This window comes from Streptomyces sp. NPDC039480 (assembly GCF_055597165.1).
Genome location: NZ_JBVITX010000018.1, coordinates 106702 through 120036 on the forward strand (window position 1 = coordinate 106702; position 13335 = coordinate 120036).

A 13335-nucleotide genomic window follows, 5' to 3' on the forward strand; every position below is an offset into this window, starting at 1 on the left:
GGGACCACAACTATCGGTGGGGCCATGGACGACGTCGGCGAGGCAATGGACAACGGAGGAATACGGTGGCGGTAGACGGAGCGGTCCTGGTGCTGGGCGGAACCGGCCGACAAGGAGGTGCGACGGCCCGCGAGCTGCTGCGCCGGGGGCGGGTCGTGCACGCGCTGGTGCGTGATCCGCAGGCGCCCGCGGCGCTCGCGCTCGCCGAGGCGGGTGCGGTGCTCGTGCGCGGCGACCTGGAGGACAGGGCGTCGCTGGACGCGGCGATGCGGGGCATGCGGGGGGTGTTCAGCGTCCAGACGTTCCGGGGGCCCGGCGGGGTGGCCGCGGAGGAGCGGCAGGGCAAGGCGGTGGCCGACGCCGCCGCCGAGGCGGGCGTGGCCCACTTCGTGTACAGCTCGGTGGGCGGCGCGGACCGCTGCGAGGTCATCCCGCACTTCCAGAGCAAGTGGAACATCGAGCAGTACGTCCACAAGCTCGGTCTGCCGGCGACGGTGCTGCGGCCGACCATGTTCTACGACATCCTCCTGGACCTGGGCCCCCGGCTGGTCGACGGTGAGCTGGTCCTTGGCCTGTGGCTGCGCCCCGAGGTCCCGGTCCAGGTGATCGCGACCAGTGACATCGGGGCGTTCGCCGCGGATGCCTTCGGGGATCCGGAGGCGTGGCTGGGCCGGCAGGTCGAGATCGCCGGTGCGGAGCTGACCGGACCGCAGATCGCCGAGGCGTTCGGGAAGGTGGCCGGTGTCCCGGCCCGCTACGAGCAGCGCTCCTTCGAGCCGCTGCGCACGGCCCGCCCGGACCTGGCCGCCATGTTCGACTGGCTGGACACCGAGGGCTACAGCGCCGACATGGCCGAGCTGCGCCGTCTGCGGCCCGGCCTGGTCGGCCTGGAGACGTGGCTGCGCGACAACTGGAGCGTCCCGACAGCCTGATACCGGACTCCTTCGGGCATGCCGCCGCCGCGGCCGGTGATGGATACCGGCCGCGGCGGCGGAGCTGCTCTTTTCAGGTGGTGGCGAAGCCGGCGAGGACCCGGCCCAGGATGTCGGTGTCGATGCGGTGCCAGGAGCCGGGCAGTTGCATCCCCCAGCCGTTGGGCAGGACGGTCGCGGTCGCCCGGGCCGCGTCGCGCAGCCAGTCGCCGGTCGCGTCACTGTTGAGGACCAGCGCCGGGGTGCGCAGCGTCGCCAGGCGTTCGGCGGGCACCTCGAAGTCGCCCAGGATGGTCGTGTCGTACACCAGGGTGTGGGCGTTGGCCTCGTTCGTCGCCCACAGGGGGGCCTTGCGCCAGTCGGCGATGACCTCGGGGCTCAGTCCCAGCAGTTCGCGCAGCCAGTACTCCGCGGTGTCGCCGCGCCGGTCCTGGGCGAGCAGCGTGCGCAGGGTGTCCATGCAGTCCGCCGGGGGCTTGGGGTGGGGGGCGATGCGGAAGTAGGGCTCGTGCAGCGCGAGTTTGGTGATCGGCACGCCGGCCAGGGCCGCTTCCAGGGCCAGGTTCGCGCCGGTGGAGCCGGCGAAGACGACCGCCTGTCCGCCGGCGTCGTCGATGACCGCCGCGAGGTCCTCGATCTCGCGCTCGACGGCGTACTGGGGGCTGTCGCCACTCTGTCCGCGGCCGCGGCGGTCGTAGACGTAGGTGGTGCAGTGCGGCGCCAGCTCCGGGACCAGCGCGTCGAAGATGGTGTGATCGCGGAACGCGCCGTTCATCAGCACGATGGGCGGGCCGTCGCCGGTGCTGCGACAGGCGATCGTTGTGCCGTCCTGGGACACGACCTTCCGCATGCCACCACTCTCCATTCGGGTTCCAAGGGTGTGTTGTCGCAGCGAATGTCCAGTGGCCCGGTCGATGACGGGTTGAGGATGAATCGGGTGCGGCGCCGCACACAAAGGGCCTCAAGTGCCCCTGGTTCAGGTGGATTTCGGGTCCACTCCCGCTCAACCGAGACTATCGGTGCCCCTTCAAAACTGATGCGACACCGTATCCACGAAGGAGCAGGTCGTATGGCGGACAACGGAATGGCTCAGGCGGGCGCGGTTCCGCATGTGGTCGTCGTCGGGGGTGGCGTCGCGGGGCTGGCGGCGGCGTTCTTCCTGCGCGAGGAGCCGGTGCGGGTGACCGTCCTCGAGGCCGGGTCCCGGCTGGGCGGGCAGCTGTCGGTGTCGGAGCTGGCGGGCGTCGTCATCGACGAGGGCGCGGAGTCGACCTACGCGCGGCGGCCCAAGACCGCCCGCCTGCTCAAGGCGGCCGGCCTGGAGGACCAGGTCGTGGCGGCGGGCACCAAGTCGATGGCGCTGTGGAGCGGTCAGCAGCTGCGGCCGCCGCTGGACCGTCAGTTCATGGGTGTGCCCTGCGACATGGACGAGCTCGCCAAGTCCGGCGTCCTGTCCGATGCGGGCATGGCCCGGGCGCGCCAGGACCTGACGCTGGAGCAGAGCGAGCGGGGCGGGGATGTGTCCGTGGCGGACTTCGTCGGCGCCCGGATGGGCCGTGAGGTCGTGGACCGCCTGGTGGACCCGTTCCTGTCCGACGCCTACTTCGGCCGCGCCCAGGAGCTGTCGTTCCAGGCCACGCTCACCCCGCTGGTCACCGCCGCGCGCCGGCGCGCCTCACTGGCCGAGGCGGCCGGGGCGCTGCTGCCCGCCCCGCCGCCGCCCGGGCAGGAGCCCACCACCGGCATCTCCACCCTGGCCCGGGGGCTCGGCTCCCTGCCCCAGGTCCTGGCCGACGGGCTGCTCGCCGCCTCGCCCGGCTCGGCGGTGCGCACCGGGAGCGCGGTGCGCGCGCTCGAACGCCGCGAGGACGGCTGGCGGGTGAGCGTGCACACCGCCGCCGGGCCGGAGCACCTCGACGCGGACGCCGTCATCGTCGCCACCCCCGCCGCCCACGCAGGACCGCTGCTCGCCGGGGCCGGCAGCCCCCAGGCCGCCACGGCGCTCGCCGAGATCCCCTACGCCGGCTCCGTCATCATCACGCTCGCCTTCCCCCGCACGGCCCTCTCGGCGATGCGCGCCCTGGGACACAGCGGCTACCGGGTGCCTGCGGTGGACGGGCGGGCACTGAAGGTGGTCACCTTCTCCACCATGAAGTGGCCGCACCTGGCGGGCGAGGTGGACATCGTGCGGTGCCAGGCGGGCGGCAGCGGCGGCGAGGACCTGCTGGGGCGCGAGGACGCCGACCTCGTCGCACTCGCGTGCGCCGAACTCGCCGAGGTCACCGGGGTGAGGGGCGGGCCGCTGGCCTCACGGGTGAACCGGTGGGACGCGGCGGTGCCGCAGTACACGGTCGGACACCTGGAGCGGGTGGCGCGCGTCCGCGCGGGGGTCAGCACGCAGCCGGGGCTCGCGGTGTGCGGCGCCGCCTACGACGGGGTCGGGGTCGGCCAGTGCGTGGCCAGTGCCCTCAAGGCCGCCGAGGACGTGCTCGGCGGGCTGCGCACCCACGCCTCCGCCCCCTCGGCATGACAGGCCCGCACCCCGCAGGCAGCACAGGACCCTTGCAAAGGAGGCTGACATGTCGATGCCCCAGGACACCGCGAGCCCGATGCCCCAGGACACCATGAGCGCCGTCGACTTCTGGTTCGACCCGCAGTGCCCGTGGGCGTGGATCGCCTCGCGGTGGATCCACGAGGTGGCGGCCCGGCGGCCCATCACCGTGCGCTGGCGCGTGATGAGTCTCGCCGTCCTCAACGAAGGGCGCGACGTGCCGCACAAGTACCGCGTCGGGCTGGGTTTCGGGCCGGTACGGGTGTGTGTCGCCGCCGAGCAGAAGTACGGCCCCGAGGTGCTGGGCCGCCTCTACACCGAACTGGGCACCCGCTACCACCACGAGAAGGCGCCCAAGGACCGGGCCACCCTGCGGGCCGCGCTGGAGGCGGCCGGCCTGGACGGGGAGCTGGCCGCGGCGATGGACTCCACCGAGTACGACACGGCGCTGCGCGCCTCGCACCACGCCGGCATGGACCAGGTCGGCTATGACGTGGGCACCCCGGTGATCGCCGTGGACGGCAACGCGTTCTTCGGCCCGGTGGTCACCCCGGTGCCGCGGGGCGAGGCCGCGGCGAAGCTGTGGGACGGCGTGCTGCTGGTCACCGCGACCGACGGGTTCTTCGAGCTCAAGCGCACCCGCGACCGCAAGCCGGTGTTCGACTGACACCGATGCCTTCGGCCGTCGGCCCGCGCTGCGCCACACGGATGGCGCCGAACCCCGCACCGGGGGCGCCCGCCCCCGTCAGGATGTGACACAGCACGGTCACCGAACGCACGGAGGTGACCGTCGCGCCGCGCGCCGGCACACGTCGACAGGAGCAGATGATGAAGTTCCGAACCTACGTCGAGCCTCCCGAGCCCATGCGGGGCCTGGAAGTTCCTCCGGAGGTCGTGGAGAAGCTCGACGGAGGCAAACGACCGGCCGTGACCATCACGGTCAACGGGCACTCCTGGAACAGCCGGCTCGCGATCATGCGGGGCCGCCATTTGATCGGCTTCAGCAAGGCCAACCGGGAGGCCGCCGGGGTGGAGACCGGTGAGGAGGTCGAGGTGGAACTCGCCCTGGACACCGAGCCCCGGGTCCTGGTCGAACCGGACGACTTCACCCAGGCCCTGGACGCCGACCCGATCGCCCGCAAGGTCTACGACCGGTTGTCGCCCAGCCGCAAGAGGGCGCACGTGCACGCCATCGAAAGCGCGAAGAAACCCGAGACGCGCCAGAGGCGGATCGACAAGGCCGTGGCGGCGCTGCGCGACGAGCCGTTCACGTAACCCCACCGAGTCACCCGGCCTTCGGCATCCCGGGCCGGCGCCCGCCCGAGATGCCGAAGGAACGGCGAGAGCGCACTGCGGGGGGTCAGTCGCCGGCGGCCAGGTGCTTGATCTTCTCGAACGGGTAGGCGCCCACGATCACCACGGCCATGCCGTAGAGCGCGAAGGCCGCCAGCCCCCAGGTGGAGACGGACTTCCCGCCGCCGCTCAGGAGCACGCCGCCGATCGGCACGAGAGGCGCCACGCTGAGCAGCGCCGCGCCGGTGCACCAGAAGGCGATCAGCTGGTTCGCCCGCTTCCTGAGCACGGGGTCGGCCCGCACCCGCGCCGGGACGTCGTACCCGACCGACCTGTCGCAGGCCTGCCCCCGGTATCCGGCGCGGGCGGCCAGCAGGCTGACCACGCCCAGCACGCAGAAGCAGCCGAAGATGAACAGGTAGGCCACGGGACCTCGACCTCCTCCGCGTCTCCTCGCGTACGACGGCTCAGGGGATGCCCGGCGGTGAGAGCGGGCGGTGACGGCCACTCAGGCGGGCGCGATGGCGCCGGCCTGTCGAGCAGTCAGTATCTTAGGAAAACTCGCCCCGGTGCAGTCGCGACGAAAGTCCTGACCACGCAGGACCATTGACCCCCATGCGCCATCCCCTCCCCCCATGAACCAGCCCCCCACGCACACCGAGAACCACAGGATCAGGAAACACATGAGTACGCAGCGCACCACCCAGTACCGCCGGCACATCGGCCTCGCGGCCGTGGCCGCCCTCACCGCCCTCTCCCTGGCCGCGTGCGGCGGCGGATCGGGCAAGAAGAGCAGATCCGGCGGGGCCGGCGGGGCCTCGGAGGCGAGCCAGGCGCCCAAGAACCTCAAGCTCGGGCAGGCCGGGCCGGCGCAGGAGATAACCAAGTACGACAAGACCGGCACGTTCTCCCTCACGCCGACGAAGGTCACCCTGGGCAAGCCGGCCGACCTCGACGAGCTGAACGACCGGAAGAAGTACCAGGACCTGAAGGTCGCCTGGATCTATGTGAAGGCCAAGCACGTCGGCGGTTCCGCGGTCAAGCAGCCGATGGTGATGAGCGACGTGAGCGGCGAGACCTCCGCGGGCGAGCCCGCGACCAAGTTCCTCCTGATCGGCGACCTCTCCAGCCGCCCCTCCGACTGCGCAGGCGACGACGGCAGGAAGAGCCTGGAGGGCGAGGACATCTGGCAGAAGGGCGAGACGCGCACCGTGTGCGAGCCCTACCTCATTCCCGCCGACGCCACACTGAAGTCGGTGACGTACTCGCAGGGGTACTACAAGGAGCCCATCAAGTGGGCCGTGCGGTAGCACTCCGGGGCCCGTTCGGGTGGAGAGGGTGGGCTGTGCCGTTACCCGGCCCCGCTGCCGCGGCAGGTGACATAGCGACAGTACCTGCATATTCCAGGAGGAATATACTCATGCGCGTTCGCTCGACCATCCTCGCCGCCGCCCTGACCGTGTCCGTCCTGGCCGTCGGGGCAGGCGCGGCCGTCGCCGACGACGACCACGACCGCTACGCCCCGCACCACCAGGTGAGCTACGACCACGAGGGGTTCGCCGGTAAGTACGACAGCGTCGGCGGTCCGCTCGGCATCGTCTGGGCCGAGGCCGCGGGCTACGACCACGAGGGCACGGGCCACGCGCCCGGCGCCCGGCGCTGACGCACGCGCTCGGCAGCCGCAGGCGGCGCGGTGGTGAGGAGGGATCGGTCCCTGCTCACCACCGCGCCGTGCTCCGGGCGGCCCTGAGCGCCCCTGCGCGCGGGGGCCGGCCACGGAAGGCAAGGACCCGATGACTCATGCCATGGGCCCGGGCGGGCGTGAGGTGCTGCTGCGCCGCCTGCGAGCCGCCGCGGCGGCGTCGGCCGCGCAGGGTGAGTGCTGGCCCCTGCTGCTCGCGGACCTGCTCGGCGGCGTGGGGGCCACCTGGCAGGAGTCGGCCGAGGTGTGCGCCGATGCCGCGTGGCAGGCACGGGCCATGGGGCGCAGCGCGCTGCTGTTGCTGGAACCGCACGAGGTCGCCCGGCACGTCGCCGGGCACGACGAGCCGGCCGCGGCTCGCGCCCTGCGGCACCTCTACCTCAACAGCCTGCGCTACGACTTCCGCTGCCACAGCATCAAGGACCTCTTCGCGGCGCTCGACGCCTCGCACGGCGGCCACGAACTGGACTGCTACACACGGGCGTTGTGGGCCTTCGCCCTGCTCGCCCAGTCCGACAGCAGCGGGTATGCGCACATGGAAGAGGTGCTGGCGCAGGCCGGCGGCCATGCCAAGACGCTGCATGTCCTGTTGCACGGACTGTGGCTGGCCCACGGCCTGGCGGGCCGCGAAGAGGCCATGCTCCGCATCCTGGGCCACCGGGCGTTCGCCGACCGCAGCGACCCGATCGCGCTGTTCCGCGAGGCCACCGCTCGCCGGGGCCTTGGCCACTACCCGCAGGCGCTCGCGGCCATCGACGAGGCCGTGGAGCACCTGTCTCCGGCCGCTGTGCACGTGCATGCCGACTTCGCCCGCGAACGCTCCCTGATCATCGCCCTGCACGAACTGGGCCACCGCCCCCGCGGGTGACCGCTACCGCCGCCGGTGGTTCTGCGGGTGCCGCCCCGTGCGGGCGTGCAGCCCGGGGGTGAACTCCAGGACGAACAGGGCGGCCCACAGCAGGATGCCCGGACCCGCGATGCCGGCCGCGGCCAGGATCTTCCCCCTGGCGCCGAAGGAGTCCCAGGTGGATTCTTCGTCATCTTGCCGGTGCTGTTCGCTCATCGTCGTGAAAGGCTGCACCCATGGTGGGCGGACGGACTGAGAACCCGGAACTGTGGACGTTCCTGGAAGCACTGCACCACGGCCAGGTCCTTTCCGGCACTGTCGCGGCGATCGAACGGTTCGGCGTCTTCGTGGCGCTGGACGACGGCCCCGGCCACCCGGTCTTCCCCGGCGTCGGGTTCATCACCATCCCCGAACTGTCCTGGCGGCGCATCGAGGCGGCTTCCGACGTCGTGCAGGTCGGGCAGCGGGTCTCCTGCGAGTTCCTCCAGTTCGACACCTGGAACCTGGAGGCCAGACTGTCCTTGCGCGCGCTGCGGCCGGACCCCTTCCAGGCATTCACCGACAGCATCGCGGTAGGGCAGAAACTGCGCGGACAGGTCACCAAGCTGGTCCCCATCGGGGTCTTCGTCCAGGTCGCCGACGGCATCGAGGGACTGGTCCACCTGCGCGAGCTCACCTGGACGCCCGCGCCCACCCCCTCGGATGCCGTCCAGGTCGGCGAGGAGGTCACGGTCGTCGTCACCGAGATCGACCGGGAGCGGCGCAGGCTGGCCCTCTCCCGGCGGCAGGCCTCACCCGAGCACCAGTGACCCCTCGGCGGCGGGTCAGTCGAGGCAGAACTCGTTGCCCTCGATGTCCTGCATCACGATGCACGACTCGTTCTCCTCGTCGGCGGGCAGCAGTCGCACGCGGACCGCGCCGAGTGCGACCAGGCGGGCGCATTCGGCCTCGAGTACGGCCAGGCGCTCCTCCCCCACCAGTCCGGTGGCGGTCCGTACGTCCAGGTGCACCCGGTTCTTGGCGGTCTTGCCTTCGGGGACGCGCTGGAAGAACAGGCGCGGGCCCACGCCCGAGGGGTCGCTGCACACGAACCATGCGCCCCGCTCCTCGGGAGGCTGGGAGTTGTTGAAGTCGTCCCAGGTGGCGAAGCCCTGCGGGGGCGGCGGTGCGACGTAACCCAGCACCTCGCACCAGAAGCGGGCAACGCGCTCGGGCTCCGCGCAGTCGAAGGTGACTTGGAACTGCTTGATCGTTGGCATCGGCGCACGATAGCAGGGGCGCTGTCCGCTCATCTTCCGGTGCGGTGAGCGGAGTTGTGCGGTCGGTCCGGGCCACGCACGAAGGCGGGGTCGCCTTCGTGCGTGGCGCTCGGTGTTCCGGTGTCCGCTAGCGGACGTCGACGTAGTCCTCGCGGCCGTAGTCCGCGTAGTGGGAGCTGACCGTGTCGGTGTAGCGCATCTGCCAGGTGCCGTCCTGCTGGGCGGTGAACTTCTTGCTGAACGTGCCGTTGCTCAGCGTCTTGGTGCTGCCCAGTTCCTTCCATGCGGAGCCGGCCGTCGCGGCCTTGAACCAGACGCGGATCTTCTGCCCGCCGTACGGCCGCCAGGTGGATCCGGACTTCTGCATCAGGCCGCCCTTGGCGGTGACCTGGGTGCCCTTGCGGACGCCCTCGGGCGTGACACCGTCGTCCCAGACCTTGGTGTACTTGCGGCCCAGCTTGAAACTCGCGCTGTCCACGCCCGCGTTGACCAGGCGCAGCCGCCACTGGGCGCCCGCGTCGGCCTTCTTGGGCGAGGAGGCGGTGAAGGAGGCGCCGTAGGCGGCGTCGAAGGTGCCGGTGCTCGACCAGGTGCCTCCCGCGGGGCGGTGGTCGATGGACACCTGTGTCTTGGTGCCCGCCGGGTAGGTGCCCTGGGTGACGCCGAGCTTGCCGGTGAAGGTGACCTTGCGGTACTTGCTCACCGTGGCCTTGACGTCCGACAGTTGGCTCGTGCGCGGGGGCGTGGCCAGCGTGAAGGAGTGCGGGGCCGGCGCCGTGAACCAGCTCCGCGCACTCGGCTGGACGCTGACCGGGCCGCTGCGCCTGACGGTGTAGCCGGTGGAGAAGGCGCCGTTCTCGCCGCTCACCACGGTCTTGCCGGGGTCTCCCACATCTCCGGTGCCGACGCGCACCTCGGCGGCCAGCGGCTTTTCGGTGCCGTCGTCCGCGATGCGGGTGAGCTTGCCGTTGACGGGGATGTCACTGCCGTAAGGGGCGGTGACCGTGCCGTTCGGGGCGTCGACCTTGAGCTTCAGTTCCTGCTTGCGGAAGGGCAGGTGGAGCGACTCGTACTCCTGGTCGAACATGTACTCATAGGTGACGTCGGTGCCGTACTCACCGGAGTACCCCGACGTGGTGAACCGCCCCGCGGAGTTCGTCCACTCCCATCCCTCGCTGCGGGTCTCCCGGGCGCGGTAGTACATGCCCACCCCGGCGAACGGCTTCACCTCGTGGGTGCGGGGGTCCTCGGCCACCAGGGTTCCGGTGACCTTGCCGGTCGGGTTGTCGTAGGAGATCCAGGGGTGGCTGCTGGTGAGGGTCAGCTTGGGGTTGAGGCCGTAGTTGAGAAAGCCGGTCGTCCGCTGGACGATCTCGTTGGGCTGTCCGTCCCTGGCCACGACGTCGATGACGTAGGCGCCCATGGCGGGCAGGGTGACCGGCTCGGAGCGGAAGGTGTCCTCGTAGCACTCGCCCGAGTCGGGGCAGGTCTCGGTGCCGGTCAGGCGGACGCTGGCGAGGACCTCGGGGTCGTTCTTCGCGTGGATCTCGAGCGTGACGTCCTTGGGGTGGAAACGCGCGGACATGTGCTCGTAGAGGGCGTAGATCTTGCCGCCCTCCTGCAGGGTTTCCGTGCGGCTGCGCGAATCGCCGTCCCCTGCGTGCGCCGCGGGCGCGGCGACCTGTGTGGCAGTGCAGACCACGAGGCCCGTGGCCAGCGCTGCCGTGAACTTCTTCAAGACTCCCCCATCGGATCTTGCTGTGTGTGTCGCGCGTATGACCGGCGGGATGGGCGAATGGTTGTGCGACTGATGGCACACATGTCAGGGGCGTCGGGGCGCAGGAGTGGCGGTGCCAGTTTCGCGGTCGTCGGTGACATGCAGCAGGGCCCGGATCCACATGGGATCCGGGCCCTGCTGTTGCAGTAGCGGGGACAGGATTTGAACCTGCGACCTCTGGGTTATGAGCCCAGCGAGCTACCGAGCTGCTCCACCCCGCGTCGTGTTCCTCCACCCTACGCCACCGCGGAGGACTCTCACACCACGGCGCGGCGCAGGGGGCGGCAAGTGCCTTGCGGGGCCGCGCAGTACACCGCCACACGAACCGCTGTTCCGCTCCGTGATGCCGCATCAGAAACAAGGTGAGGGTGCGCCAGAAGAATGGGGAACATTTCCCTTTCCCGCCCTCACCTACGTCCGCCGGAAAGGGAATTCCTGCGGGCGGGCCCTCCGTTTCGGCCGCCCTCCTTTTCTGGGCGGGCGTCACTTTCTACGCGGCAGAAGCATTGTTGACGCGGCGTCGGATGCCCGTGGCCTCACCTCGGGCCGGGCTGGGCGGGTCGACACCGACGCGATGCGAAATGCCCGTTCTGGCGTGAACAGCCACCTTTGCGCATGTCCGTATTCTTCCAGATACGACCTAATTGACTCGTTAGTGCCATACGCTGCACTTGGCCGCCTGGTGGAGCACTCGAGGGAAATGCCGTACCCCGCTCCGTGAATTGCGTCACGCCCCGGTGTCCTCGGCTTCGCGGGCCGCGGAGTGCGTTCTCGTTCTGCGCAAAGAGAGTTGGGTTTTCGATCAAAGAGGGTGCGGGATTTTGATCACGCGGTACGGGCCCGCGCATTCCCTCCATTCGAATTCCGGCCTTGTTCCGCACCGGCTTTCTCGCCTAACGTCACCGTCAATCCGGATGGAACGCCGAATCCTGCCGCTGTCCGGAAACTCTCCCACCCACACCCACTCACTCACGCACGGCAGGAGCGGGGGACCCAGGTAAGCCGCCGATCCCGGTGACGGGACGGCTCGGGGTGAAGTCGCATGCCCTGCGACCGGACATCTCCCGTCCGAACCCGACAGCTCACCCCGCAGGCGACGGAGAGGAATTCGTCATGCCCGCAAAGGGTAAGCACCGCCGTCCCAAGTCCAGCTCGCTCACCCGGGGCATCGCCGCCGCGGGCACCGGCGGCGCCGTGCTCGTTCTTCCGGTGCTCGGCGCGACCACGGCCGCCGCCGCGCCGGCCGCCGCGGCCGCCAAGCCCGCCGCGGCCCCGAAGACCTATGTCGTCGTCGCGGGTGACTCCCTGGCCGAGATCGCCCGTGAGCACTCCGTGAGCGGCGGCTGGCAGAAGCTGTACCAGGACAACCGCGGCGTCCTCGGCGACGACCCGAAGCTGATCCACCCCGGTCTCGAGCTCACCCTCGGCAAGGAGGCCCCGGCCGCCCCCGAGCGGGCGGACCGGTCCGAGCGCGGCAACACCGCCGCCGAGCCCGCCGTGGCGAAGAAGTCCTACGCCAACAACCTCGACGGCTGGATCAGGCAGTCGCTCGACATCATGGCCCAGCACGGCATCCCCGGCACCTACGAGGGCATCCACCGCAACATCATGCGGGAGTCCTCCGGCAACCCGATGGCCATCAACAACTGGGACTCCAACGCCGTCGCCGGAACCCCCTCCAAGGGGCTCCTGCAGGTCATCGGCCCCACGTTCTCCGCCTACCACGTGCCCGGCACGTCGACCGACAGCTACGACCCGGTCGCCAACATCACCGCCGCCTGCAACTACGCGGCCGACCGCTACGGCTCGATCGACAACGTCAACGGCCCCTACTAGGCCGCACCCCCAACCCCTTCCCGGTCGGTGACTGAGCCCCGGAACGCATGGCGTTCCGGGGCTCAGTCGTGTGGTGAAGCCGCCGTCCATGTCATCGGATCGCTGGAAACCCGGGTCAGTTCACAGCATGGTCAAGGAGAATGGGCCGCTCCGGTTGTCCGTACTATCGCCGTGTCAGGGCATCTGTGTACTGAATATTGCTTGTCACCCCGCAGGCCCGGGCCCCAATCCCGGTCCCGGGAAGCACACATGTGCAGCAGGCTCTTCAACTCCGGCCCCAGGTCCGGGAAAGGTTGTGCGCCCCATGTCCGAGAACGTTTCCGCCACCGAACTGACATCGCAGTACACCGCTCAAGTCCGTGCCGACCTCGAACGCAACACCAAGGAGCAGCAGCGCCTCGGTGCGGAAATCGCCTCCTTGCAGGAGCAGTTGGTGGCCCATCAGCGTGACCACGCGGTGCTGGTCAGCATCCAGCAGGCGCTCGGTGAGGAGCCGGCTTCCCCGGAGCCGGCGGCCCCGCAGGAGCGGGCCGCGGTGCCCGCCCCCCGTACGAAGAAGAAGTCGCCCGGCTCCGATGCGGCGGGCAAGCGGGCTCGGGTGACCAAGACCGCTCCGCAGCAGACGGCCGCGGGCAAGGGCGCCGGGAAGGGCGCCGCCAAGAGCTCCGGGAAGGTGGCAGGGAAGGGGGCCGCCAAGAGCTCCGGCAAGGAGTCCGGCAAGGCTGAGGCCGCCCAGCCCGCCAAGGCTGCCAAGCCGGCGCAGCCGACGCTGGTGGAGCTGATCCGCGGGCATCTCGCCGAGCAGAGCGAGCCGCGCTCGGCGGCGGAGATCGCCACGGCCCTGGGCCAGGCCCACCCCGAGCGCAGCGTCAAGACGACCGTGGTGCGCACCACGCTCGAGGGGCTGGTGGCCAAGAGCCAGGCCCAGCGCAGCAAGCAGGGCTCGTCCGTCTTCTACACCGCCGCTTCGGCGCCGGTGCTTGTGCCCGAGCAGGCGGCACCGGCGCAGGCCGGGAAGCAGGGCGGGGAGCAGGACGGCAAGACGCAGGGCAGCAAGGCGCAGGGTGAGGAGCAGGCCGCGGCTGCCGGTGCATGACCTTGCTCTTGGCCTCACTGCGGCAGGCCGGCCGGGCCGGCC

General features: G+C 70.6%; 15 protein-coding genes, 1 tRNA gene and 1 riboswitch. Of the genes, 10 read left to right on the top strand and 6 right to left on the bottom strand.

Translation table 11 applies throughout. The features are described from left to right. The first annotated feature begins 65 nt into the window (after positions 1–65). Positions 66–932, top strand: coding sequence for an NmrA/HSCARG family protein (locus ACZ56E_RS38385; protein ID WP_471221639.1), 867 nt, complete (start codon positions 66–68; stop codon positions 930–932). Between the two features lie 73 nt (positions 933–1005). Here ACZ56E_RS38385 and ACZ56E_RS38390 read toward each other — a convergent pair whose 3' ends face one another. Beyond that, entirely contained in the window at positions 1006–1782 is a 777-nt protein-coding gene (locus ACZ56E_RS38390) for an alpha/beta fold hydrolase (RefSeq protein ID WP_471221640.1), read from the bottom strand. Positions 1783–2001: 219 nt separating this feature from the next. Here ACZ56E_RS38390 and hemG point away from each other — a divergent pair, with 219 nt between their 5' ends. The 3 genes from hemG to ACZ56E_RS38405 all read left to right on the top strand — a co-directional run bounded on the left by hemG (position 2002) and on the right by ACZ56E_RS38405 (position 4758). Then, positions 2002–3462: a protoporphyrinogen oxidase gene (hemG, locus tag ACZ56E_RS38395; protein ID WP_471221641.1), complete on the top strand. Its 1461-nt coding sequence runs from the start codon at positions 2002–2004 to the stop codon at positions 3460–3462. 55 nt (positions 3463–3517) lie between these two features. Then, a complete protein-coding gene (locus tag ACZ56E_RS38400) occupies positions 3518–4150 on the top strand; it encodes a mycothiol-dependent nitroreductase Rv2466c family protein (RefSeq protein WP_471221687.1) in 633 nt (210 codons plus the stop codon). A gap of 158 nt (positions 4151–4308) precedes the next feature. Further along, the gene (locus ACZ56E_RS38405; protein WP_471221642.1) at positions 4309–4758 is read left to right on the top strand and encodes a YdeI/OmpD-associated family protein; all 450 of its coding nucleotides are present in this window, start codon (positions 4309–4311) and stop codon (positions 4756–4758) included. 85 nt (positions 4759–4843) lie between these two features. Here ACZ56E_RS38405 and ACZ56E_RS38410 read toward each other — a convergent pair whose 3' ends face one another. Next, positions 4844–5203 (bottom strand): hypothetical protein, encoded by a 360-nt coding sequence (locus ACZ56E_RS38410; protein ID WP_471221643.1) that lies wholly within the window; start codon positions 5201–5203, stop codon positions 4844–4846. Between the two features lie 256 nt (positions 5204–5459). Between ACZ56E_RS38410 and ACZ56E_RS38415 the strand changes: the two genes are divergently transcribed. The 3 genes from ACZ56E_RS38415 (at position 5460) to ACZ56E_RS38425 (ending at position 7346) form a co-directional block, all read left to right on the top strand. After that, positions 5460–6086 (top strand): hypothetical protein, encoded by a 627-nt coding sequence (locus ACZ56E_RS38415; RefSeq protein ID WP_471221644.1) that lies wholly within the window; start codon positions 5460–5462, stop codon positions 6084–6086. A 110-nt stretch (positions 6087–6196) separates the two neighbouring features. Beyond that, positions 6197–6439 (top strand): hypothetical protein, encoded by a 243-nt coding sequence (locus ACZ56E_RS38420; protein ID WP_471221645.1) that lies wholly within the window; start codon positions 6197–6199, stop codon positions 6437–6439. 130 nt (positions 6440–6569) lie between these two features. Continuing rightward, positions 6570–7346, top strand: a complete 777-nt coding sequence (locus tag ACZ56E_RS38425) for a hypothetical protein (RefSeq protein WP_471221646.1) — start codon at positions 6570–6572, stop codon at positions 7344–7346. A 3-nt stretch (positions 7347–7349) separates the two neighbouring features. Here ACZ56E_RS38425 and ACZ56E_RS38430 read toward each other — a convergent pair whose 3' ends face one another. After that, positions 7350–7541, bottom strand: a complete 192-nt coding sequence (locus ACZ56E_RS38430; RefSeq protein WP_471221647.1) for a hypothetical protein — start codon at positions 7539–7541, stop codon at positions 7350–7352. Between the two features lie 20 nt (positions 7542–7561). Here ACZ56E_RS38430 and ACZ56E_RS38435 point away from each other — a divergent pair, with 20 nt between their 5' ends. Then, on the top strand, positions 7562–8134 hold the full coding sequence (locus ACZ56E_RS38435; protein ID WP_471221648.1) for a S1 RNA-binding domain-containing protein: 573 nt from the start codon (positions 7562–7564) through the stop codon (positions 8132–8134). A 15-nt stretch (positions 8135–8149) separates the two neighbouring features. On the opposite strand, the gene ACZ56E_RS38440 is transcribed toward ACZ56E_RS38435, so the two are convergent. The 3 genes from ACZ56E_RS38440 to ACZ56E_RS38450 all read right to left on the bottom strand — a co-directional run bounded on the left by ACZ56E_RS38440 (position 8150) and on the right by ACZ56E_RS38450 (position 10582). Then, positions 8150–8584, bottom strand: a complete 435-nt coding sequence (locus ACZ56E_RS38440; protein WP_471221649.1) for a VOC family protein — start codon at positions 8582–8584, stop codon at positions 8150–8152. A 127-nt stretch (positions 8585–8711) separates the two neighbouring features. Continuing rightward, positions 8712–10322 carry a hypothetical protein gene (locus ACZ56E_RS38445; RefSeq protein WP_471221650.1) on the bottom strand — a complete coding sequence of 537 codons (1611 nt, stop codon included), beginning with the start codon at positions 10320–10322 and terminating at the stop codon, positions 8712–8714. Positions 10323–10508: 186 nt separating this feature from the next. Next, positions 10509–10582: transfer RNA gene (locus tag ACZ56E_RS38450), tRNA-Met, on the bottom strand. 731 nt (positions 10583–11313) lie between these two features. Then, positions 11314–11470, top strand: a riboswitch (cyclic di-AMP (ydaO/yuaA leader). Positions 11471–11474: 4 nt separating this feature from the next. Between ACZ56E_RS38450 and ACZ56E_RS38455 the strand changes: the two genes are divergently transcribed. Both ACZ56E_RS38455 and ACZ56E_RS38460 read left to right on the top strand, forming a co-directional pair. Further along, entirely contained in the window at positions 11475–12197 is a 723-nt protein-coding gene (locus tag ACZ56E_RS38455; RefSeq protein WP_471221651.1) for a transglycosylase SLT domain-containing protein, read from the top strand. Positions 12198–12501: 304 nt separating this feature from the next. Continuing rightward, complete coding sequence (locus tag ACZ56E_RS38460) at positions 12502–13293, top strand: hypothetical protein (RefSeq protein WP_471221652.1); 792 nt, start codon at positions 12502–12504, stop codon at positions 13291–13293. The last annotated feature ends 42 nt before the right edge of the window (positions 13294–13335 follow it).

What these genes read in the sequence shown, in the direction of transcription:
- ACZ56E_RS38390 (WP_471221640.1), bottom strand. Translation starts at nt 1,782, where the DNA reads ATGCGGAAGGTCGTGTCCCAGGACGGCACAACGATCGCCTGTCGCAGC.
- ACZ56E_RS38440 (WP_471221649.1), bottom strand. Translation starts at nt 8,584, where the DNA reads ATGCCAACGATCAAGCAGTTCCAAGTCACCTTCGACTGCGCGGAGCCC.
- ACZ56E_RS38415 (WP_471221644.1), top strand. Translation starts at nt 5,460, where the DNA reads ATGAGTACGCAGCGCACCACCCAGTACCGCCGGCACATCGGCCTCGCG.
- ACZ56E_RS38405 (WP_471221642.1), top strand. Translation starts at nt 4,309, where the DNA reads ATGATGAAGTTCCGAACCTACGTCGAGCCTCCCGAGCCCATGCGGGGC.
- hemG (WP_471221641.1), top strand. Translation starts at nt 2,002, where the DNA reads ATGGCGGACAACGGAATGGCTCAGGCGGGCGCGGTTCCGCATGTGGTC.
- ACZ56E_RS38460 (WP_471221652.1), top strand. Translation starts at nt 12,502, where the DNA reads ATGTCCGAGAACGTTTCCGCCACCGAACTGACATCGCAGTACACCGCT.
- ACZ56E_RS38455 (WP_471221651.1), top strand. Translation starts at nt 11,475, where the DNA reads ATGCCCGCAAAGGGTAAGCACCGCCGTCCCAAGTCCAGCTCGCTCACC.
- ACZ56E_RS38400 (WP_471221687.1), top strand. Translation starts at nt 3,518, where the DNA reads ATGCCCCAGGACACCGCGAGCCCGATGCCCCAGGACACCATGAGCGCC.
- ACZ56E_RS38430 (WP_471221647.1), bottom strand. Translation starts at nt 7,541, where the DNA reads ATGAGCGAACAGCACCGGCAAGATGACGAAGAATCCACCTGGGACTCC.
- ACZ56E_RS38425 (WP_471221646.1), top strand. Translation starts at nt 6,570, where the DNA reads ATGACTCATGCCATGGGCCCGGGCGGGCGTGAGGTGCTGCTGCGCCGC.
- ACZ56E_RS38435 (WP_471221648.1), top strand. Translation starts at nt 7,562, where the DNA reads ATGGTGGGCGGACGGACTGAGAACCCGGAACTGTGGACGTTCCTGGAA.
- ACZ56E_RS38420 (WP_471221645.1), top strand. Translation starts at nt 6,197, where the DNA reads ATGCGCGTTCGCTCGACCATCCTCGCCGCCGCCCTGACCGTGTCCGTC.